Origin of the sequence: Pseudohalocynthiibacter sp. F2068, assembly GCF_023015645.1 — a bacterium.
Taxonomy (GTDB): Bacteria; Pseudomonadota; Alphaproteobacteria; order Rhodobacterales; family Rhodobacteraceae; genus Pseudohalocynthiibacter; species Pseudohalocynthiibacter aestuariivivens.
This window is the reverse complement of record NZ_JALKAK010000030.1, coordinates 1-18,788: the sequence shown is the minus strand read 5'-3', so window position 1 is coordinate 18,788 and position 18,788 is coordinate 1. Positions and strand designations below refer to the sequence as shown.

Genomic DNA, 18,788 nt, shown 5'->3' with positions numbered 1-18,788 from the left:
GCATCTTGGTCCGTCTTGAACTCCGAACCAATTCAGTCTCTCTGAAGTACAGGATAGCCCCGTGTGTAAATCCAATCTGTATCTTCTGCGGGTACGTGGCAAGCGATGCATTCCTCTTTATAGTCAGTGGTCACCAAAGTCTGAGGATTGTCGGCGCCAAAAAAACCCCAACCCCAACCATCACCCCATAGAACGTTATCCGGGTATCTACACTCAGTGTCCTTAACCATTACAAACCTGCCTTGAACCTGGCCAGCGTAAGAAGCGTGACCAGTTGGAAGGTCTTCGGTTTGGGTCGATTTTATACACCTTTACCGATAGCGCCGCAGCGGAAACGAAGATTAACCGCTGCCCAACCCGTCGTGTTTCAAGTGATAAGATCTCGTTTCTTTGTAATTTCATACCGTTAGTCTACCCTTAGTGGCCACGGATTTCCAGTTCGACGGGTAGTAAGGATGCAGAAGGATAACTCGTGGCCGTAGGTGGTTGACCCATTGTCGTGGAGTAAGATTTTTTGAAAACCAGAAACTGAATGAACTGAAGGACCGGCATCCAGACGATTAAAAATTTGGCCCAGTGCATGAGATGGATCCTGAGTTGAAACTCGACAATAGTCTATGAATTGGTCTCCACTTTCTCGAGTATTTGCCTAGCTAGTTTTGGATCAATTCGATCGCGGGCAACGAGGGGACAGGTCGTTGCCCGCGATCAAGCCGGGCACCAGGAGCGGGTGCCGGGCAATTGCGTCTGGGTCAGGTTAGTGCGACATAACGACAGTTTATGCCTCTCTGGAACTATGTTGAATTGATCATGCGCCTTGGATTATTCGAATTCCACCGCCGGGAAAACCCCAACAGAAGAAACAGAATATGTAGGCATTAGTCCCTCTCCCAAATTAGCATTTTTCGACGACTGAGTTGTCCGAATGCCGTCACGATAAAGGAAGTCGGTTGTATATGCAATCAATTAGTTGCTAGTACAACTTTATTTTGGAAACTTTATTCGCAGAGTTTGACACCTGCAATGTAGCACAAAGCGACGCCGAGTGGAGCAGAAACCATCCACCCCATCTGCTTTTGAGCCCATTCAGTATGATGCTGCGAGGCGCACAATGGTCCGCTTTTGCCTTTCAGCTTACGAGAGTTTCTTGCGAAACTCTTCGGTTCGTTTCATACAATTTCGAAGGAACCTTTCATATGAGGGTGAAAGGTACAAAAAAAGCTGGTTTCCATGCCCCCGGTGACAATTATTTCTGAGCTGACACCTTGAGCGAGTTCTTCTGTATCCCAGCCTAGTTCATTTGCCGTTGCCGTATGTGGGGCAATATCTTCGTTGGTCCACCTGATGACATCCCCAACCTGGACCTGAATATGATCAGGATCAAATCTGAAATTCTGGATTTTCACTTCATGACGTGTTTGCTGGCCAGCGGCATACATCTTTGACATTAGGGAAACGGCGGTCGCAGATGCGACCGCCCCCACTATTGCTTCACGTCTGGTAACAAGCATCATCGTCAGTTAACCGCTTTAACCATCATTTCAGCATGGCCTTCGTGCACTTTGAAGATGTCGAGTCCTTGCTGAAACAACGCCTTTACTTCCGCGTTGTCGATGTTCGGGATCATGGTGTTTTCGACCAAATCATTGACCGTTTGGTGATAGGCCAATTCGTTCGCCGCGTAAGCTGCGTCAAATTCAGCGCCACGCAACTTCGAGAAATCATCGATGATCTTTTCAGCGCCTTCGTTAAGCGCTTGGCTGAAGAAATTGTCCTGTGCGGTTGCCCCCAACTTGCCCAGCAATCCCAGTGCTGCCGCATTTACAGCCGTGTGGTCGCTAATCATCGTGTTTGCGAACGTATGGATGTCGGGATTGGTCGAGATCGCAAGTGCCAGATGGGCATAGCGGATATCGATGTTGTCGGCAGTATAAGCGACATGTGCAAATTCCAGATCGTTGAGGCTTGCGACATCTTGTGCCGTTGCAGGACCGATCATCAGAGAACCTGCAAACAGTGCGGTGGTGAGAGTTTTCAAAGACATTCTGTTTCCTTCCATTTTGGGGATGAGTGTGATCGCGGGCAGCGGCGGGGGGACAGGCCGTTGCCCGCGGTCGATCCGGGCACCAGGGGTGGGAGCCGGACAAGCACGTCTGGGTCAGGTCAGTGCGACGCCACGACATTTGATACCGCACTGGAATTGCGTTGATCCGATCATGCGGCCTTGGACTGTTCAAATTCGACCGCCGGGAAATCAACAACGGTTTCAGCAACATGATTGAAATAGTTGGTGAAAAGGTTGGTTGCGACGTTTGCAACGATCTCGACAATCGCGCCGTCATCGTGACCGGCGGATCGCACATTTGCGATGTCTTCGTTGGTGACAAAGCCACGCTTGTCGACAATTTGGCGCGCAAAAATGAGTGCGCCATCGAGTTTGGGATCGCCCGAACGGCCGTTGTAGCGACGCTCAATCTCATCACCGTCGACCTTCAGGCTTTTCGAGATAGCGGCATGAGCCGAGGTACAATATTCGCACGAATTCGCACCTGCTACGGTCAAAGCAATTGCTTCGCGGGCCTGGGCGTCGAAACGACCGCCGGACAACGCGTCGCCGAAGGCCAGATGCGCCATCAGGACTGCCGGTGCATTCGCCATAGTTTTAAAAAGATTCGGCGTCATGCCAATCTTCTTTTTGATTCCGTCGAGGAGTTCTTTTGCGTCACCGGATGCGGTGGCGGGGTCAATTGCGTTAAGTCTGGGCATGTTCGTTCTCCGTTATGGTGATGTTTGAAATTTGGACATATGTCCGGTGTTCGAACGTCAGGTTTCCGGCGTCCGCTGGTTTCTTCCAGGTCTTCTGTGTTGATCCGCCTCAGTTGGCAGGCGCGATGATTTCCATGCGGATTCCACCGGGGATCGTACACATCATATGGTTCGTAGGCCCGCCTAGGAGCGGTTCCGGCGAAAATTCGACGTCGACATTTTCGGCCAATTCCAGTTTTGCGTGGAGACTGGTCAGTGTTTTCTGATCATCGGCCTTGAGAGCGAAATGGTGCAGTCCGATTACATTTTTGCGATCGAACGGTACCGCTGTTTCTGGGTCGACTGCCTGCCAAAGCGTGATCATTGTCGTGCCGTCGCTCAAAAATACTGCCGGGTAATCCGGTATCTCTCCAAGCTGATCGAAACCGAGTGTTTCGACGAAAAATGCACGCGTTTTCTTCAAGTTCGGAACGGTCAGTCCGATGTGATGTGCACCTCTGGTTACTGCTATATCCGACATCGTCGATATCCTCTCTGGTTGGGTTGACGCGCTCTCTGGCAACGGCGCGGTCGTGGCTGTTTCATTGACCTCTAATCTCAGGCTTTCCACAGCGATACAGAACAGGCATTATCGACAAGAGATTATTTCAGGGGGTGGAACAGTCATGGATCGCCTGCAGACCATGTCGGTATTTGTCACGGTTGCGGAGGAGGCGAGCTTCGCGGCGGCGAGCAGGCGCCTGAACATGTCTCCGCCATCGGTTACGAGAGCGGTGTCAAATCTTGAGGAGCGGCTTGGTACGAGGCTTTTGCATCGAACGACGCGCTCTTTGCAGCTCACCGACGCGGGAACGCGCTATCTCGAAGACTGCCGTCGCATATTGTCCGACATCGAAGAAGCAGATGAACACGCTTCTGGCGCTCATGCGGCGCCACGCGGCCTCGTTTCAGTGACAGCTTCTGTGCCCTTCGGCGGCATGGTGCTGGCGCCGGTCTTGAATAGTCTACTGGATCGCTACCCGGATATTTCGCTCTCGGTGATGCTGGTAGACCGGATTGTGCATTTAATGGACGAAGGCATCGATGTCGCGGTGCGGATTGGCGAACTGCCCGATTCAACGCTTTCTGCCATTCGCGTCGGTCAGGTTCGTCGCGCATTGTGTGCATCGCCCGAATACCTGGCGAAGAACGGGCACCCAAAAACTCTCGAAGATCTCCTGGAGCACGAACTCATCGACTTCACAAATATGGCCCAAGGTGGAGAGTGGCAGTTTTCCAGAGGTGGGAAAGTTGAACATTTCAAACCTAAGGCCCGGCTCCACGTTAATAAGGCGGATGTGGCCATCTCTGCCGCCATCGCGGGGCGAGGACTGACACGGGTTCTTTCTTACATGACGCTTGGACATCTAAAGGCTGGTGCGCTGGAATTCGTACTTGAAGATTTTGAACAGCCAGCGATGCCTGTGCATATCGTGCACAAAGAGACTGGCAAAACAACTGCGCGTGTTCGCGCTGTTGTCGATCACCTGGTTGACGCTCTTAAAAAGAGCCCCGCACTGTACCACTGAACAGTGTCGCCGACGCGAGTGTATTACTTGGCGAGGGTAGTGGCGATCTATTACTCTGGCTCGGTCAGGCAGGGTTACCTACGAGTGGTTCAATTTCATGCCAACTGTCGCTGCCAGCAACGACACGATTGCAGCCTTCCGGGAGTGATGCGAGCACAGTCCACGATCTTGCCTCACTGATAAGCAATTCGAACATGGGCTTGCCGTTTGGTGTCAGACCGCGAAAGTAAACGCGTTCGTTATGTTGTTTCTCAAGTTTATTGAGTGTCTCGGTGCGCCTTGTCGCTTTCGATCCAGATTTATCAGCAATCGTGACGCAGCCGACTTTGCGACGTTTGATCTATCAGCGTTGCGTAGACTGAAATGATCAATTGCGAATTTAGCGCGTTCAGTTGTGCAGTCGAAAAGCGCAAATTCCAAGGCATCAAAACAAATCAAACCAGCGCGGCCTCTCATGGCCGTCGCGAGCCATCTTGATGCGCCGACCAGATCTTAAGGTGGAGGCGAAAATAGCAACATGGTTTTCTCATGGACAAGGAAGAAATGACATGAAAAAGTTGATCGAGAAAGTCGCGGTAATCACTGGCGGTAGTAGTGGTATCGGGCTGGCCACTGCCCGTCGCTTTATTGCCGACGGCGCCCAGGTCATTATTACCAGCCGCAATCAGTGCATCTTGGATGCCAAGGTTGCAGAGCTTGGCGACCGTGCCAAGGGCATTCGCGCAGACGTCACAGATATGAACGATCTGGATCGATTGTTTTCCGAGATACGTGAAAAATACGGCCGTGTGGACGTGCTCTTTGCAAATGCCGGGATTGCCCCGTTTTCACCATTCGAGGCGGTGACGGAAGATCACTTCGACAGTTTGTTCCACACAAACGTCCGGGGCCTCTTTTTCACCGTGCAGAAGGCGCTGCCAGTTCTTTCAGAAAATGCGTCGGTCATTCTCAACGCCTCTGTCGTCGCTCAGTCCGGGCTGCCAAACACGAGCGTTTACGCGGCAACGAAGGCTGCGGTTCGTTCGCTTGGCCGCACGCTTGCTGCCGAACTCTCGCCCCGCGGCATCCGCGTCAACGTTGTCAGTCCTGGGTTGATCGAGACATCGTTGTGGGAGAAAGTCGGACTGAGCAAGAACGACGTCGACGCATTCGCAGCCCAAGTCGTTGAACAAACACCGCTTCGCCGCGCTGGCAAACCGCATGAAATCGCCGCAACGGTGGCATTTCTCGCCTCCGATGACGCAAGCTACTTCACCGGAGCTGATCTCGTTGCTGACGGTGGAATGGTGCAGGTCTAAGGCAGGCTTCAGCACAGACAAATGAATACATCACGACAACAGGAGTGAAAGCCATGAATGAATTGTCCACAGTTACGCAACACCATGACGCGATCGGCAAGGTCCTCAACCAATACATCAAAGGTGCAATGTCCGGTAGAAGCGATGACATGAAGCCTGCTTTCCATGCAGACGCCACAGTTTTCGGATATGTCGGAGACGATCTTTTTGCGGGGCCGATCCAAGATCTTTTTTCCTGGAACGACGAGAACGGTCCGGCGACAATGCTTGAGGTGAAGCAAACCAGCATCGATCTCGCTGGCAGTGTCGCAACGGCGCGGCTCGAATTGCAAAACTGGACCGGCCTTCGATTTACTGATCTTTTCACGCTGCTCAATGTCGATGGAAAGTGGAAGATCATGAACAAGGTGTTTCACCTGCATGCATGAGGACCATTGGATTAGCATTGGGATAGCGGATCTGGCCCATATTGATTTTCACAAGTCTGAATTTCGACACACTCAAACGCGTGGACTATTGGATGACTGAACAGAACAAGAAGCCAAGCGGAGCCTCTCCGTTTCATCGCGGCGAGCACGCGGTCCAAAAAAGACTTGGAGTCCGCGACATCGAGGATTGGGCGCAAAAGGTCGTTCGCGACTTTTTGCCGGATCAACACCGTGAATTCCACACCGCCTTGCCATTTCTTGTAGCAGCGGCCCGCGATGAAAATAACCGCCCCTGGGTAACTCTGTTGGAGGGCCCGGACGGTTTTGTCACCTCTCCAGACCCTCGGCATCTTGTGATTGAGGCCAAACCCTCGCGTGGCGACGCGCTGGAATATGCGTTCGTTACAGGTGCAGACGTCGGTATACTCGGCATTGAACTGGCTGCACGGCGGCGCAATCGGGTCAATGGGCGGGTAGCGGAAGATCGAACCAATAGCATCGCGTTTGCTGTCGAACAATCGTTTGGCAATTGTCCACAATATATCCGGGAACGCAAATGGCATAGGGCTGCTGTTGTGCAGCCTCGGGAAGCAATACGCGGTTCCAGCCTCACTGACGGTCAACGAGAATGGATTGGATCGGCTGATACATTCTTCATCGCGACAGGTTTTCGAGGCGACGGTGAAAGCCCGACATTTGGCATGGATGCATCACACAGGGGCGGTGATCGTGGCTTCGTTCAGGTTATTAATAAAAAACAGCTGCGGTTTCCGGACTACGCGGGCAACAATCACTACAACACCATCGGCAATCTCGTTCTTGATCCGAGGGCTGGCTACCTCTTCATCGATTTTGAAAGCGGCAGTTTGCTGCAGCTTACAGGGACTACCTCCATCAATTGGGAGCCCGATGACCTGACCGCGTTTCCGGGAACCCGACGATTGATTACTCTCGACATCGAAGAAATCGTTGAATTACCGTCCGCGGTTGGACTTCGTTGGCAGGTAGACGCCGACTCGGTTCGCTCGCTGCGATTGGTCGAAAAGACACCTGAAAGCGAAGACGTCACGTCCTTTGTCTTCGAAGCCCGTGATGGAGGGCCACTACCAGTGTTTGAACCGGGGCAGCACTTGCCCATCGAGTTCAATATTCCCGGAACAAACGAGCCGGCGCGACGAACCTACTCTTTGTCCAGCGCACCGACGGATGACCGCTACCGGATAAGCGTTAAGCGTGAGCCTAAAGGGTTGGTCTCAAGATACATCCATGACGCTGTCGAACCTGGTTCGATTATTGAGAGCCGCCATCCGGCCGGCGACTTCATGATGACGTGTAACATCTGTCCGCTTGTTCTGATCAGTGCCGGTGTCGGTATCACGCCAATGGTGAGTATTCTACGCGCGATCGTCGCCGAAAACAGCAACAGACCTGCTTGGTTTGTTCACGGCGCCAGGGACGGCCGGCATCATCCGTTCGCCAGGGAAGTCCGCGATCTGGTCGCGGATCGCCCCAATATCAAATCACATGTCCAGTATAGTAGACCGCAGATTGAGGACACAATCGGCACCCACTACGATGCTAAGGGCCGCATCACTGGCAAACTCCTTGCCGAATTGGTGAACAATGTCGATGCGCACTACTTTCTATGCGGCCCAACGCCGTTTATGGCCCAAATTCGCGCCGATCTGGAGGAACAAAGTATTCCGGTTGAGCAGATCCATCATGAGACATTCGGCCCAGTTGGGTGATGTTGACCTACCCAGTCTGAAATCGCCGACTTTATCAGCCAGTTTTTAAGTTCACGCCACACGGCAACTCCAAGGGACGAGTGCTCAGTCCGTTCGAACATTCAACCGGATAACTGGGGGCCCTCTTGATGGCGTAGCAACTTGGATCGCAATCCGATAGCTGACATTCCGTAAACGGCAGGTTTGTCCTGCGGTTTCAACTGGTCAACGCAACACTTTAATCTTTTAGGAAAGATGGAGTGAGCAGGATGAAGTATCGTCAACGTACATTTTACACGGACAAGCAGAAGTCAGAGATTTGGGATCGCTGGCAACGCGGAGAGTCGATGATCAGCTTGCGGTTGGGAAGGTGTCGTCATCATGGCTCGTTCCACCGGCTTCACCGATGGCCCCGAACCAAGAGCACCCATCAGGGTTGATTCAGGCGATCCTGATCCTGACCTACCATCTCGCGCAGAAACTGCATCACCTTTCGGATGCGTGCGTGGTGAAGGTGATCTTCATGCGCTGTGAGCCAGATGTCGCGCCAGACATAGGCTTCATCCTGTAGTACCGGGATAAGATCAGGCGCGTGATGTGCCACGAAGCTAGGAAGCATGCAGATGCCCGCACCGCCTTGGGTCGCCGTAAACTGCGCGATGAGACTGCTGGATTTGAAAGGACCTTCGGGGACACGGCACACCTCTCCGAGCCATCTCACCGCATCGATCTGTACCAAGTCGTCAACGTAGTCGATCAGGTTATGGTCTGTAAGATCTTTGATGGAAGACGGCTGGCCGACTCTATTGAGATATTGCTCGGACGCATAGAGGAAAAGAGAGAATTGTCCGATTTTCTCGATCTGGAGACGACGGCCTTTTGGGGGGGGAAAACTGATTAGGATATCCGCCTCGCGCCGCGACAGGCTGATCCAGCTTGCCGCGGTAACAAGCTCGACGTGAATGTCCGGATTATCCAGCGCGAACTGAGCAAGCCGTGGCGCCAGGTACAGGCTTCCGATCGCTTCCATAGTGGCGATCCTGACGGTGCCGACCAGACCGTGGCCACCTTCATCGGAACTCTGTCCGATTTGTCGCGCAACGCCCTCCATCTTCTCCACCTTGTCAAGAAGGCGTAACCCGCTTTCGGTCAGGTGGTAACCGGTCCCGGAACGATCAAAAAGTTTGGTGTTCAGAGAGTCTTCAAGTTCACGAATTCGACGCCCGACCGTTGAGTGATCGACACCGAGTCTACGCGAGGCACCTGCCAGGCTCTTCTGACGACAGACTTCAATGAAGAAGACAAGGTCATTCCAATTGAATGAAACCCGCTTTTTGATTGGAGACGTCATCTCATGGTCTGCCTTTAGGTTGTATGGCCTCAGTATGAACCCGGTCGGATTTTTGTTCCAGTACATTAGGGTCCCTGCGGGGTTCATTGATCGTCATTGGCTCTTGGCGGCGGGTATTGAGGGAAAATTCAAATACATCATAGCGGTTATAGTAACCTGAAACATCATGGAATTGTTTTGGCTCGACGCAATCTTTGAGGTCGACTTCCTTGTGGAGAAGGCCTTCGTCTTCACACAGCGTGTCGCTGATGACATCGCCTGTCGGCCCAAGGATCATTGACACGGCTCTTGGTGTATCCTCCAGAATGCCTTTGGCGTCTTTGCCCATCGCGTCGACAAACTTCTCCAGTGTTTTGTCAACACAGGCGGAAGCAACAACGTTAAACACCTTGCCTTCGAACGAGTGTGCGCCTGCACGAATACGGATGGCGTTTTCAAGATTATAGGCGCCGGCCTCACCGGTTCGGCGTGTCGGCCAGATCGGAGGATAGCTTGATATATGCAACTGTTCGCCCTGTGCGATCAGCGAATATTTCGCAAGTGGGTTTGTATTCTCCCCACAGATCAGCATGCCGATCTTACCAATTCGTGTGGGTGCAACCTTCAAGCCGGCACCGTCGCCGTTTGCCCAAACCAGTTTTTCGTAGAATGTGGGGACAAGCTTTCTGTGATGAGAAATAATGTCGCCGTGGTCATTGATCAAGAGGTTTGAATTCCAGATACATCCAACGCTTGCCGGTGAGGTTTCGCTGATGCCCAGAGAGACGAAAATTTCGTGCTTCTTCGCTGCCTCTCTGATTTGAGCGACTTCGGGTCCACCTGGAGCCACTGATTGCGCGACCATACGTTTGAAAAAGTCGTGGCTGTTGATTGGGGCCTGCAAGGCAACCCAGACCGGAAATCCTGGCAGCATTGCTTCGGGGAAGGCGATTAAGTCCGCCCCATCTCTCGAGGCTTCTGCGATAAGACTACAGATCTTGCTCGTCGTTGCTTTGGCGTCGAGAAAAACGGGAGCTACATGAGCGGCGCAAACGCGGACGGTATCGTTCTTGGTCAATGTAATAGTCCTCGAAGATAAAGGGGCGGGCTCACCAGTCGAGCCCGCCAAGTTGACTACGTTTCACTCAGAGGGAGAATCTGGTGAAGTCGAAGCGGGGAGGAAGATTCGCCATCAGGTCCTCTTTGGGGACGCGTTTGATAAGATTGAACTCGTCGTTTTGAACCTGAGTGATGTAGCAATCAATCATTCCACTATGATCTTCGGCCCGAAGAATCTTTGAACCCTGCGGATGTGCGAGAGAATTCTCCATCTGCAAGCCCTCCAGTGCCTCGATTACACCTTGGTCATCGCTCTTTTGTTTCCAGTCCGAGGCCTCGATGGCCTGTTTGAGGGCGAACAGATTTTCCCAGCTTTGCCATGCATGGCTCTTCGCCATGATCCTGTCGGATCCATTTTCCTGCGCATGGACATCATCGATTTCCATGATTTTGTTGAACTCGCGGTGGAACTCGTCTTCCTTGGTGGTGACAGCCCTCGGGAAGTTCTCCAGAAAGTAGACGCCTTCTGCGGCACCGTTGATCTGAGCCGGGCTAACGGCCTCCATCGTTCCGGAAACCGAGTATTGTTTCATGCGCTGATCCAGACCCATCGACTTCATCTGGGTATAGAATGCGACGGACAGCGCGCCAAAGAAGACGGAGAACAGGACTTCCGTTTCTTCCGGGATCTTCGCCAGGTACGGAACAAGGTCCTTGGCGTCGAGCGGAACGGCGATGGGATCATTGACTGTGCCACCCATGGCCTCAATGATCTTCTTGTGTTCCTCGTGATGGCTATGGCCCCACGCGTAATCGGGGAAGATCATCGTCCAGTTCTTGCCGAGATTTTCGACGGCCCAGGGCGCCCCGGCGGCGGCGAGCGCATAGGTGTCTGTTCCCGTCCGGAACGAGTACCGGGTTCCCTTCACACCGGTGGCCTCTGTGGCTTCGCCTGCCGAAAAATACACTGTCTTAAGTTCGGTTGCGATCGGGATAGAAGCAAGCATGATCCCGGAATGCACAGAGCCGACGATGAACGACGATTGTCCTCTCTGGATCAGGGATCTGAGTTTACGTACGCCAGTGGCCGGGTTCGACTCTGTGTCCTCCGTGCGCAACACAAGCTCGCGGCCAGCAATCCCGCCACTTTCATTGATCAGATTGGTGGCTGCCTTGGCGCATTTGTCGTGCCAATACCCCCAACTGGAGAACCCACCTGTGAGTTCAGCCTGATGTCCAATGACAATTGGTCCGCTCGGTTGCGCTTGAAGTCCCGATGACAAGCCGAGCCAAGCAGTACCGGCTGCGGCACCGCCTGCGAGCGCATGGCTCAGAAAGCTCCGTCTCGACGGAGACTTCACCCCCGAAGCGTCCTTCGTATTCTTGAGTTCTTCAGTCATGTGGCATTACCTCCGTTCGTGTTGGATGACCGTTTTTCTTAGTGCGACAACCCGAGGTAACGGTGCACAATCTCGGGTTGGTTCTTGATTTCCTCCGACGTCGCCTGATGGACGACCACGCCTTTTTCCATGATCGCGATCTTGCTGCAGATCTTGATCGCCATTCGGATGTTCTGCTCGACCAATAGGATCGAAACGCCCTGTTGGTTGATTTCCTGAATTTCGGATCTGATCAGCGCAACAAGGCTTGGCATGATGCCTTCGGTTGGCTCGTCCAGAATAAGGAGTTTTGGCCGCATGACGAGGCAGCGGGAAATCGCAAGCATTTGCTGCTCTCCACCAGAAAGCGTTCCGGCGGCTTGATCCGCACGCTCTGCAAGCCGTGGAAAGCGCGAGTAGACAAAGTCCTGCATTTCCTCGTCAGGCTTGCCTGGAAGGCCGATGCAAAGGTTTTCGAACACCGTCAGATTCGGAAAAAGGCCTCGTCCCTGTGGGACATATCCAATCCCGGTTCCAGGTATCTTGTTGGGTGCCATCCCGGAGATATTTGTTCCATTGAACGACACGGTACCTGATGATATATTCATCAGACCCATGATTGAGCGAAGTGTAGTGGTCTTTCCGACGCCATTGCGTCCGACGAGTGCGACCGCATCACCCTTCTCAACTTCCAGATTTACACCGTGAAGGATTGGGAGTTTCCCGTATTGCGCTTTAACGTTCTTAAGCTCAAGCATGTTTGGCCCCTATCTGGTCATCGTCATCTTCGCCCAGATAGGCTATTCTGACTTTTTCATTCGCCTGGATTTCGGATGGTGTGCCCTCTGCAAGGACCGCGCCTTGGGCCATCACCGTGATGTGGTCAGAAAGGCCAAAAACGACCTCCATGTCATGTTCGATGATGACGATATCGACCGATTTCGACAGGTCGCTAACGCGGCGCACTGTCTGATCGGTTTCAGCCGGGCTCATGCCACAGACGGGCTCGTCCAGGAGCAACATCTTCGGACTGGTCGCCAATGCAATGCCGATTTCCAACAGGGCGACATCGCCGTAGGAGAGCGTTCCGGCCGTTCTCTTTGCAAGCCGGCTGAGATCTGTTTGCTCCAGGACTTCATCTGTTCTGCGCTGCGTATCTTTGAGTGATGACGCGCGGCTGAACGGATCAAAGACCTTGCCTCGAGATTGAACGGCAATCCAGACGTTTTCCTCGACTGTCATGGAGCTGAAGACGCTCTTGATTTGTAGAGTTCGCGCCAGACCGAGTTGGGAGATAAGATGTGTACGCATGCGCGTCACGTCTTGGCCATCAAACCAGACAGTACCCGATGTCGAAGGAAGAAACCCTGATATCAAGTTGAACAGGGTTGTCTTGCCGGCGCCATTTGGACCGATGATGGCGTGCACGACGCCGGATCCAAGTTCGAGGCTGAGATCGTTGACAGCGGTTAATCCACCGAAATTTTTGGTAAGATTCTGAATGCGTAGGATTGGTTGTGTCATATCACTTCTCCCCTTGGTCTTCGCCACTGTCTTCAGGCGTATTCAGGAGCTTGTTGAGCATGTCTGTGTAGAGACCGACAATACCTCGTGGGGCATAGATAACCGTCAGGATGACGATTGCGCCGACAACAAGGAGGTAGTGTTCCCAAAACGCCGACAGTTCTTCGCGCAGGATGAACAGCAATGCGGTTCCGAAGAGCGGGCCAAGGAGCGTCCCGGCGCCACCCACCAATGTCCAGACAACCCCTTCACCGGAAACATGGTAGAACATGTAGCTGGCGGATGCGTATCGACCGAAAAAGGCAAATAGAGAGCCCGCGACACCGGCCATGAAACCTGAAGCGATAAACGCAACAAGACGGAGCCGATAGACGTCGAGACCGATCAGCGATGCGCGCACATCGTTTTCCCGAACTGCGATCATCGCCTTCCCAAGCGGACTCTGAAGCAACCTGTGCATCAGGTAGAAGCAGCCGATCACCACCAAAAGAATGAAATAGTACTGGGTGTTCGGGTTCAGTAGAGTGACTTCAAACTCACCTATACGCAGCATGGGCGGCATGGAAAATCCGATGCCATCATCACCACCGGTCAGAGGCTTCCAACTGAGCGCGAGGAAGTAGAAGATGAGCGAGAATACAACAGTGATAATGGCGAAGTAATGCCATGTAAGCCTTACGGCCAGTGAACCGGCGACCACCGACATCAAGACACTTGCAATTATCCCCAAAGCGAAAGCTGGCCAGAAACCCAATCCGAGATGGGCGATGCCAATGGCGACACCATACATGCCGAAGCCGAAATAGAGTGCCTGGCCAAACGATAGCAATCCGATATAGCCAAAAAGCAGATTGACGCTCGCCGCAAAGAGTGACCAAATCAGGATTTCTGATGTGACGCTGACCCAAAACGGGTTTGCAATCATTGGCAGGATTATGGGTGCCGCGAAGAGAAACGCAACGAGAGCGATGACGGCGGCGATGTTGATTTTTTGCATCTTGGAGTTCATTTCGCCAACCCTGTGAATAGACCCTGCGGACGCAGCAGAAGAACTGCGCTCATGAGGCAAAGCGACGTGATGCGCGCCAAAGTCGGGTCAGTGAAACTTGTAACGAGCCCTTCGACGAAGGAGAGCAACACGGCCGCAGCCGCAGTGCCTGGTAGATTGCCCAGCCCGCCAATAATGACTGCCATAAAGCAGAACGGTAGGATGTCGACGCCGGAACGGAAGTCGACGGTTGTGATGGGAGCGGCCACAACGCCGCCCAGTGCGGCTAGGGCAAATCCGAGTGCGAATGTTATCAGGTAGACACGTTCGGTAGGTATACCCATGATCAGAGCCGCTTCTGAATCGTGCCTGACGGCGCGCATCCAGGTGCCGAATTTCGTCCGGTGCAGGAACAGGAAGAAGCCTGAGATGGCGACAATGGAGAGCGCCGCCGCAACAATGCGATAGATGTCATATTCGATGTTCAGGAGTGAGAACGTACCTTCGATCGGCGGGAGGATGCGACGCGGTGCAGCGCCGTAGGTTGCGCGTACGCCTTCTTGAAGAATGATCGACAAGCCGAATGTTGCCACTATGGACAATGCGGCAGCGTTCCGGATCGGCTTGATGACAATCTGCTCGATAACGGCCCCGAGCAGGAAGCCAATAATCGGCACGATCAACAAGGCGAGCCAGAAATTTCCAGTTGCTTGCAAGACACCGTATGCAAGTACGGTGCCAACCATGAAGAAGTCGCCATGGGCGACATTAATAATGTCAAGCAAGCCAAAGATAATTGATAGCCCTAAGGCAATCAAAGCTATGATAAGGCCCCAAACGATACCGTTTGCCGCCAAAGCTATTACTAGGTTCCAGTCCATCTGTGTCCCCGTCCTCCCATTTCGCTCAATGCGCGGATTTTAATTTCGCTCATTTAAACATTTGCGGAAATACCTTAGAATTCGGAATTTTCGCTTGCGTCCGTGCAAAAATACACAGGTAGCTGTGAGATGCTCCACTTGAGTGGTCCATATTGAAAGCTAGTGCATGACTGGCCTTTGTTCCTTCAGGACGATGGCTTCTGGCGTTGGCGGGCGATTGCCCAAAGCACTGTGGGGTCGTTTGGTGTTGTAATGTTTCGTCCAGCTTTCGAAGGTGATTTGAGCTTCTCTTAGCGAGTAGAAGATTTCCCAGTTTAGCAACTCGTCGCGCATCCGCCCGCTGGCGCTCTCGCAATATCCGTTCTCCCAGGGCGAACCTGGCTCAATGTTACCTATGTTTCCACGCGGATAACATCCCCAACAACCAGTTCGGCTCTGAAATCGCTCTCGGCATGTACGACGGCGAGTGAGAGCCTTCGGCCCTGCTTCACGTCGCTGATCGTAAGACCAAGCTCTGATTGCATCGCGAAGACACCATCCGAGCACGCGTCAAAATACTTTGACACGTTCATCTGGCTGAGAAAATCACAGTCGCTTGGCGCAACAACCGTTCGAAATGTCGTCATGGTTGGCATTGGCGGTTCCCGGGAGGAGTCGACTTCGGCGCCTTACGAGCTTGGATCAGAAATCTCTGCTTCAAGGTCCGTCACAACAAGCGTCAAAGATGAGCCAATGGTGAGGGATGCTCAGCTCTTTTCGAATGTTCCGGCAAACTCATCCCTCAGACGTTTCTTTTCGACTTTGCCCATCGCGTTGCGTGGCAAGGCATCCTTGAAAAAGACCCGTTTGGGCTGCTTGAAACGCGCAACCTTTCCGGAAAGCCGTCTGATGATGTCGTCTTCCGTTTGTGGCGCATTTTTATAAAGAACTGCCACGGCTAGGACACCTTCGCCGAAATCGGGGTGGGGCGCGGAGATCACCGCTGATTCAACAATCCCTTCAAGCGCGTCCAGGACCTCTTCGACTTCCTTCGGATAGACATTGAAGCCTCCTGAAATGATAAGATCCTTCTGGCGACCCACGATGCTCAAATAGCCGTCATCATCGATCTGGCCGAGATCGCCGGTTATAAAGAACCCGTCATCTCGAAATTCGGCTTTCGTCTTGTCAGGCATCTGCCAATATCCTGCAAAGACATTTGGGCCTCTGACCTCAATGACACCAACCTCGCCCTGGGGCAATGCTGCGCCCGTTTCAGGGTCGGCAACCCGCAGAGCCACGTCTGGTAGTGGAAATCCTACTGTGCCAGGCAGTCTGTCGCCATCATAGGGATTGCTCGAAATCATGTTGGTTTCCGTCATCCCGTATCGTTCCAGGAGGGCTTTTCCCGTTCTCGTGCTGAATTGTTGATGGGTCTCGGCGAGCAGCGGCGCGCTGCCGGAAACAAACAAACGGATATTAGAACACAGGTCGGATGTCAGCTCTTCGGATGAGAGCAGCCGCGTGTAGAACGTTGGCACGCCCATCAAGACGGTAGCTTTTGGGAGTGCATTCAGAATGGACGGAAGATCAAAGGACGCAAAAAAGTCCATGCTGCTTCCAGCAACCAAAGTCACGTTCGTCGCTACGAACAGCCCGTGTGTGTGATAGACAGGAAGGGCGTGAATTAAACGATCATCAGCAGTGAAGGCCCATTCTTGAGCCAGGACTTCGGCGTTCGACGCAAGATTCCGATGTGTCAGCATGGCACCTTTCGACCGCCCGGTGGTGCCAGAGGTATAGAGAATGGCCGCAATGTCATCTGCATCCCGTTCCACCGGATCAAAACTGGCGTTGTCAGAAGCGCCTTCGTGCATTGGAAATTCGGGATCTAGGGCACCATCGCTGGAGACTTTGACAAATTTCGCATAAATTTCGGCCGCTAGATCCGACAGATCGTCGGCCTTTTCTACATCGCCAAAGAAGACCGCAGGTGTTGAATCGTGCAGGAAATAGGATAGCTCCTCAAGGGTGTAAGCGGTGTTGAGTGGTAAAAAGACGCCCCCGGCCATGACAGTGGCCCCATAGATAAAGAGGGCCGTTGGAGATTTCTCAATCTGAACCGCAACCCTATCTCCTGGCTCGAGACCCAGGCTCAGAAGAGCTGATGCCATCGAGGCCATTTTTGAAAAGACTTCCTCATATGTGATGCGACGGCCATCCTGCAGAAACATGAAGACGTCGGAATTGTTACGGTGCTTTGAAAACAAGCGGTCATGCAGATAGTTTTTTGACATTATGTACCTTGCCCATTGCGGAAATCAGCGCTGACACGTCGCGAGACAGAGCGACCGATCCGTCGTTTTTGAATGCTTCGTGTCGCGCTTCGAGCTTGTCGAGGTCGTAGAGATAGTTAACCATGACCCCTGATGCGTTTTGCATTCCCCTCTTCGAAAGGTCGGCATTTGTGTGCACGGCATGAAGGCAGGCGCCATTGCCCAGATGAAACCGGGCCACCGGATCTTTGGGAGCGCCGTTCTTTTGCTTGCTGTTGGCGAGATAATCAGCCGCAAGCTTCCGAACGGTTTCCGACATGTCTTCGTCGAGAGGTTTTCCGGCAGCCGCGTTCTTCAAGACCGCCCGCAATGTCTCGACGTCGTCGTTTCCGTCGCCCAGGCTAAACTTCTCTTCAAGGGATTTCATAAAACCCGGGACGGGAGACAGCGTCAGAAACAGTTTCAGATTTGGCAACTCGCGGGATAGATCGGTTACTACCTGTTTGATAAGGAAGGCGCCAAACGATACACCTTTTAATCCGGCCTGGCAGTTTGATATTGAATAGAATACCGCAAACTTTTTGTCGGTCGGCTGGCTCGGCACCCTGTTCTCACGGAGCAGCTCCTGGATTGAGTTTGGAATATCATCCGTAAGCGCGACCTCGACGAACACCAGTGGTTCTTCCGGCATTGTCGGGTGGAAGAACGCAAAACAACGCCGATCTGGCGGATCTGTCCTTCTGCGGAGATCGTCCCAACCCTTGATCTCGTGGACGGCTTCATAGGCGATTAGTTTTTCAAGTTCGCGGGCGGGCGAATCCCAATTGATCGGTCGCAGGGTGAGAAATCCCCGGTTGAACCAAGACGAGAGGAGGTGGCGCAGATCGTCATCAATGCGTTTTAGTTCCGGCTTGGATCGCACAAAGCGGATTAGATCTTCCCGCATTTTGACAAGACGGTAGGTGCCCCGAGGCGCAAAGTTAAGCCGTCGAAACAACTCCTGTCTTAGCGGCTCACAGCTATGTGTGAGACGTTTGAGCTTGTCCGAGGTTTGGTCCGCCTGGTAATCCTGGGCTGCCGCCAGAACTTCCTCTGGCGACGGATTATATTCTGTCGCTAGGTACTCGAAGAAACTCAATTGCTCATCGGGTGTCAACTCGCGATAAAGGCGCAAGGTCTGGTCCGCAAGTGCCACGCCAGACGCCTCACCTTTGGATGACAGGAGTTTGTCACAAATGATACGGATCTGCTTCTCCGGCGGCTCCGATTGGATTGTGGGCTCGATGAGACGAGACCCCTTTTCCACAATTGCTTGCAGGATCGTGTTTAAATTGGCCATTTCCCTGCCTAAATCTAAGTATCCGCAGTAACGTATAAAACCTTGCAGGCTAGAAACAATTCAACATTTTTGCATGGCGGTGTGTGTCGATGCCCTTGCGGTCACGTCAGGGCATCTTCGACGTTGAGCGTTTTAACCTTCTGATATTGATAGGGTCTTCACCCGCCTGTCCGCGTCGCGAATTGTAGAAAAATCGAGAGGTGCTTTCCCCTAGCGCGCCGGTAAACCCCAACATGGCCGGGGCAG

At 53.0% G+C, this 18,788-nt stretch carries 18 protein-coding genes and 1 pseudogene; 4 read left to right on the top strand and 15 right to left on the bottom strand.

The genetic code is table 11. The features are described from left to right. Positions 1-1,169: 1,169 nt before the first annotated feature. The 4 genes from MWU63_RS20030 to MWU63_RS20015 all read right to left on the bottom strand — a co-directional run bounded on the left by MWU63_RS20030 (position 1,170) and on the right by MWU63_RS20015 (position 3,286). Positions 1,170-1,514 carry a cupredoxin domain-containing protein gene (locus MWU63_RS20030; RefSeq protein ID WP_247079740.1) on the bottom strand — a complete coding sequence of 115 codons (345 nt, stop codon included), beginning with the start codon at positions 1,512-1,514 and terminating at the stop codon, positions 1,170-1,172. A 2-nt stretch (positions 1,515-1,516) separates the two neighbouring features. Further along, entirely contained in the window at positions 1,517-2,044 is a 528-nt protein-coding gene (locus MWU63_RS20025; RefSeq protein WP_247079738.1) for a DUF4142 domain-containing protein, read from the bottom strand. Between the two features lie 170 nt (positions 2,045-2,214). Continuing rightward, complete coding sequence (locus MWU63_RS20020) at positions 2,215-2,766, bottom strand: carboxymuconolactone decarboxylase family protein (RefSeq protein WP_247079736.1); 552 nt, start codon at positions 2,764-2,766, stop codon at positions 2,215-2,217. A gap of 109 nt (positions 2,767-2,875) precedes the next feature. Further along, entirely contained in the window at positions 2,876-3,286 is a 411-nt protein-coding gene (locus MWU63_RS20015) for a VOC family protein (protein ID WP_247079734.1), read from the bottom strand. A gap of 145 nt (positions 3,287-3,431) precedes the next feature. Between MWU63_RS20015 and MWU63_RS20010 the strand changes: the two genes are divergently transcribed. From MWU63_RS20010 to MWU63_RS19995, 4 genes are all read left to right on the top strand, one after another. Continuing rightward, positions 3,432-4,334, top strand: a complete 903-nt coding sequence (locus tag MWU63_RS20010) for a LysR family transcriptional regulator (RefSeq protein WP_247079732.1) — start codon at positions 3,432-3,434, stop codon at positions 4,332-4,334. A 548-nt stretch (positions 4,335-4,882) separates the two neighbouring features. Beyond that, a complete protein-coding gene (locus tag MWU63_RS20005) occupies positions 4,883-5,632 on the top strand; it encodes a glucose 1-dehydrogenase (RefSeq protein WP_247079730.1) in 750 nt (249 codons plus the stop codon). 53 nt (positions 5,633-5,685) lie between these two features. After that, positions 5,686-6,060, top strand: coding sequence for a nuclear transport factor 2 family protein (locus MWU63_RS20000; protein WP_247079728.1), 375 nt, complete (start codon positions 5,686-5,688; stop codon positions 6,058-6,060). A 92-nt stretch (positions 6,061-6,152) separates the two neighbouring features. Beyond that, positions 6,153-7,808 (top strand): pyridoxamine 5'-phosphate oxidase family protein, encoded by a 1,656-nt coding sequence (locus MWU63_RS19995; RefSeq protein WP_247079726.1) that lies wholly within the window; start codon positions 6,153-6,155, stop codon positions 7,806-7,808. 409 nt (positions 7,809-8,217) lie between these two features. Here the strand turns inward: MWU63_RS19995 and MWU63_RS19990 are convergent, their stop codons facing one another. The 11 genes and pseudogenes from MWU63_RS19990 to MWU63_RS19940 all read right to left on the bottom strand — a co-directional run bounded on the left by MWU63_RS19990 (position 8,218) and on the right by MWU63_RS19940 (position 18,542). Further along, positions 8,218-9,138 carry a LysR family transcriptional regulator gene (locus MWU63_RS19990; RefSeq protein WP_247079724.1) on the bottom strand — a complete coding sequence of 307 codons (921 nt, stop codon included), beginning with the start codon at positions 9,136-9,138 and terminating at the stop codon, positions 8,218-8,220. A gap of 1 nt (position 9,139) precedes the next feature. Then, complete coding sequence (locus tag MWU63_RS19985; protein ID WP_247079722.1) at positions 9,140-10,195, bottom strand: carbon-nitrogen hydrolase family protein; 1,056 nt, start codon at positions 10,193-10,195, stop codon at positions 9,140-9,142. A gap of 67 nt (positions 10,196-10,262) precedes the next feature. Next, on the bottom strand, positions 10,263-11,576 hold the full coding sequence (locus tag MWU63_RS19980) for an ABC transporter substrate-binding protein (protein WP_247079720.1): 1,314 nt from the start codon (positions 11,574-11,576) through the stop codon (positions 10,263-10,265). Between the two features lie 38 nt (positions 11,577-11,614). Next, positions 11,615-12,313, bottom strand: a complete 699-nt coding sequence (locus MWU63_RS19975) for an ABC transporter ATP-binding protein (protein ID WP_247079718.1) — start codon at positions 12,311-12,313, stop codon at positions 11,615-11,617. Then, positions 12,306-13,079 (bottom strand): ABC transporter ATP-binding protein, encoded by a 774-nt coding sequence (locus MWU63_RS19970; RefSeq protein WP_247079716.1) that lies wholly within the window; start codon positions 13,077-13,079, stop codon positions 12,306-12,308. Before MWU63_RS19970 ends, MWU63_RS19975 begins: the two co-directional genes overlap by 8 nt. Position 13,080: 1 nt before the next feature. Next, positions 13,081-14,076, bottom strand: coding sequence for a branched-chain amino acid ABC transporter permease (locus MWU63_RS19965; RefSeq protein WP_247079714.1), 996 nt, complete (start codon positions 14,074-14,076; stop codon positions 13,081-13,083). An 8-nt stretch (positions 14,077-14,084) separates the two neighbouring features. Further along, positions 14,085-14,948 (bottom strand): branched-chain amino acid ABC transporter permease, encoded by an 864-nt coding sequence (locus MWU63_RS19960; protein WP_247079705.1) that lies wholly within the window; start codon positions 14,946-14,948, stop codon positions 14,085-14,087. 159 nt (positions 14,949-15,107) lie between these two features. Next, positions 15,108-15,335, bottom strand: a pseudogene (locus MWU63_RS19955) (transposase); the annotation flags it as partial. A 5-nt stretch (positions 15,336-15,340) separates the two neighbouring features. Further along, entirely contained in the window at positions 15,341-15,583 is a 243-nt protein-coding gene (locus tag MWU63_RS19950; protein ID WP_247079742.1) for an acyl-CoA thioesterase, read from the bottom strand. Between the two features lie 111 nt (positions 15,584-15,694). After that, positions 15,695-17,224 (bottom strand): malonyl-CoA synthase, encoded by a 1,530-nt coding sequence (locus tag MWU63_RS19945; protein ID WP_247079703.1) that lies wholly within the window; start codon positions 17,222-17,224, stop codon positions 15,695-15,697. Next, entirely contained in the window at positions 17,202-18,542 is a 1,341-nt protein-coding gene (locus tag MWU63_RS19940) for a malonyl-CoA decarboxylase family protein (protein WP_247079701.1), read from the bottom strand. Before MWU63_RS19940 ends, MWU63_RS19945 begins: the two co-directional genes overlap by 23 nt. Positions 18,543-18,788: the final 246 nt, after the last annotated feature.

Coding starts and splice junctions, on each gene's coding strand:
- MWU63_RS20030 (WP_247079740.1), bottom strand. CDS start 1,514: ATGATGCTTGTTACCAGACGTGAAGCAATAGTGGGGGCGGTCGCATCT.
- MWU63_RS20025 (WP_247079738.1), bottom strand. CDS start 2,044: ATGTCTTTGAAAACTCTCACCACCGCACTGTTTGCAGGTTCTCTGATG.
- MWU63_RS20020 (WP_247079736.1), bottom strand. CDS start 2,766: ATGCCCAGACTTAACGCAATTGACCCCGCCACCGCATCCGGTGACGCA.
- MWU63_RS20015 (WP_247079734.1), bottom strand. CDS start 3,286: ATGTCGGATATAGCAGTAACCAGAGGTGCACATCACATCGGACTGACC.
- MWU63_RS20010 (WP_247079732.1), top strand. CDS start 3,432: ATGGATCGCCTGCAGACCATGTCGGTATTTGTCACGGTTGCGGAGGAG.
- MWU63_RS20005 (WP_247079730.1), top strand. CDS start 4,883: ATGAAAAAGTTGATCGAGAAAGTCGCGGTAATCACTGGCGGTAGTAGT.
- MWU63_RS20000 (WP_247079728.1), top strand. CDS start 5,686: ATGAATGAATTGTCCACAGTTACGCAACACCATGACGCGATCGGCAAG.
- MWU63_RS19995 (WP_247079726.1), top strand. CDS start 6,153: ATGACTGAACAGAACAAGAAGCCAAGCGGAGCCTCTCCGTTTCATCGC.
- MWU63_RS19990 (WP_247079724.1), bottom strand. CDS start 9,138: ATGACGTCTCCAATCAAAAAGCGGGTTTCATTCAATTGGAATGACCTT.
- MWU63_RS19980 (WP_247079720.1), bottom strand. CDS start 11,576: ATGACTGAAGAACTCAAGAATACGAAGGACGCTTCGGGGGTGAAGTCT.
- MWU63_RS19975 (WP_247079718.1), bottom strand. CDS start 12,313: ATGCTTGAGCTTAAGAACGTTAAAGCGCAATACGGGAAACTCCCAATC.
- MWU63_RS19970 (WP_247079716.1), bottom strand. CDS start 13,079: ATGACACAACCAATCCTACGCATTCAGAATCTTACCAAAAATTTCGGT.
- MWU63_RS19965 (WP_247079714.1), bottom strand. CDS start 14,076: ATGCAAAAAATCAACATCGCCGCCGTCATCGCTCTCGTTGCGTTTCTC.
- MWU63_RS19960 (WP_247079705.1), bottom strand. CDS start 14,948: ATGGACTGGAACCTAGTAATAGCTTTGGCGGCAAACGGTATCGTTTGG.
- MWU63_RS19950 (WP_247079742.1), bottom strand. CDS start 15,583: ATGCCAACCATGACGACATTTCGAACGGTTGTTGCGCCAAGCGACTGT.
- MWU63_RS19945 (WP_247079703.1), bottom strand. CDS start 17,224: ATGTCAAAAAACTATCTGCATGACCGCTTGTTTTCAAAGCACCGTAAC.
- MWU63_RS19940 (WP_247079701.1), bottom strand. CDS start 18,542: ATGGCCAATTTAAACACGATCCTGCAAGCAATTGTGGAAAAGGGGTCT.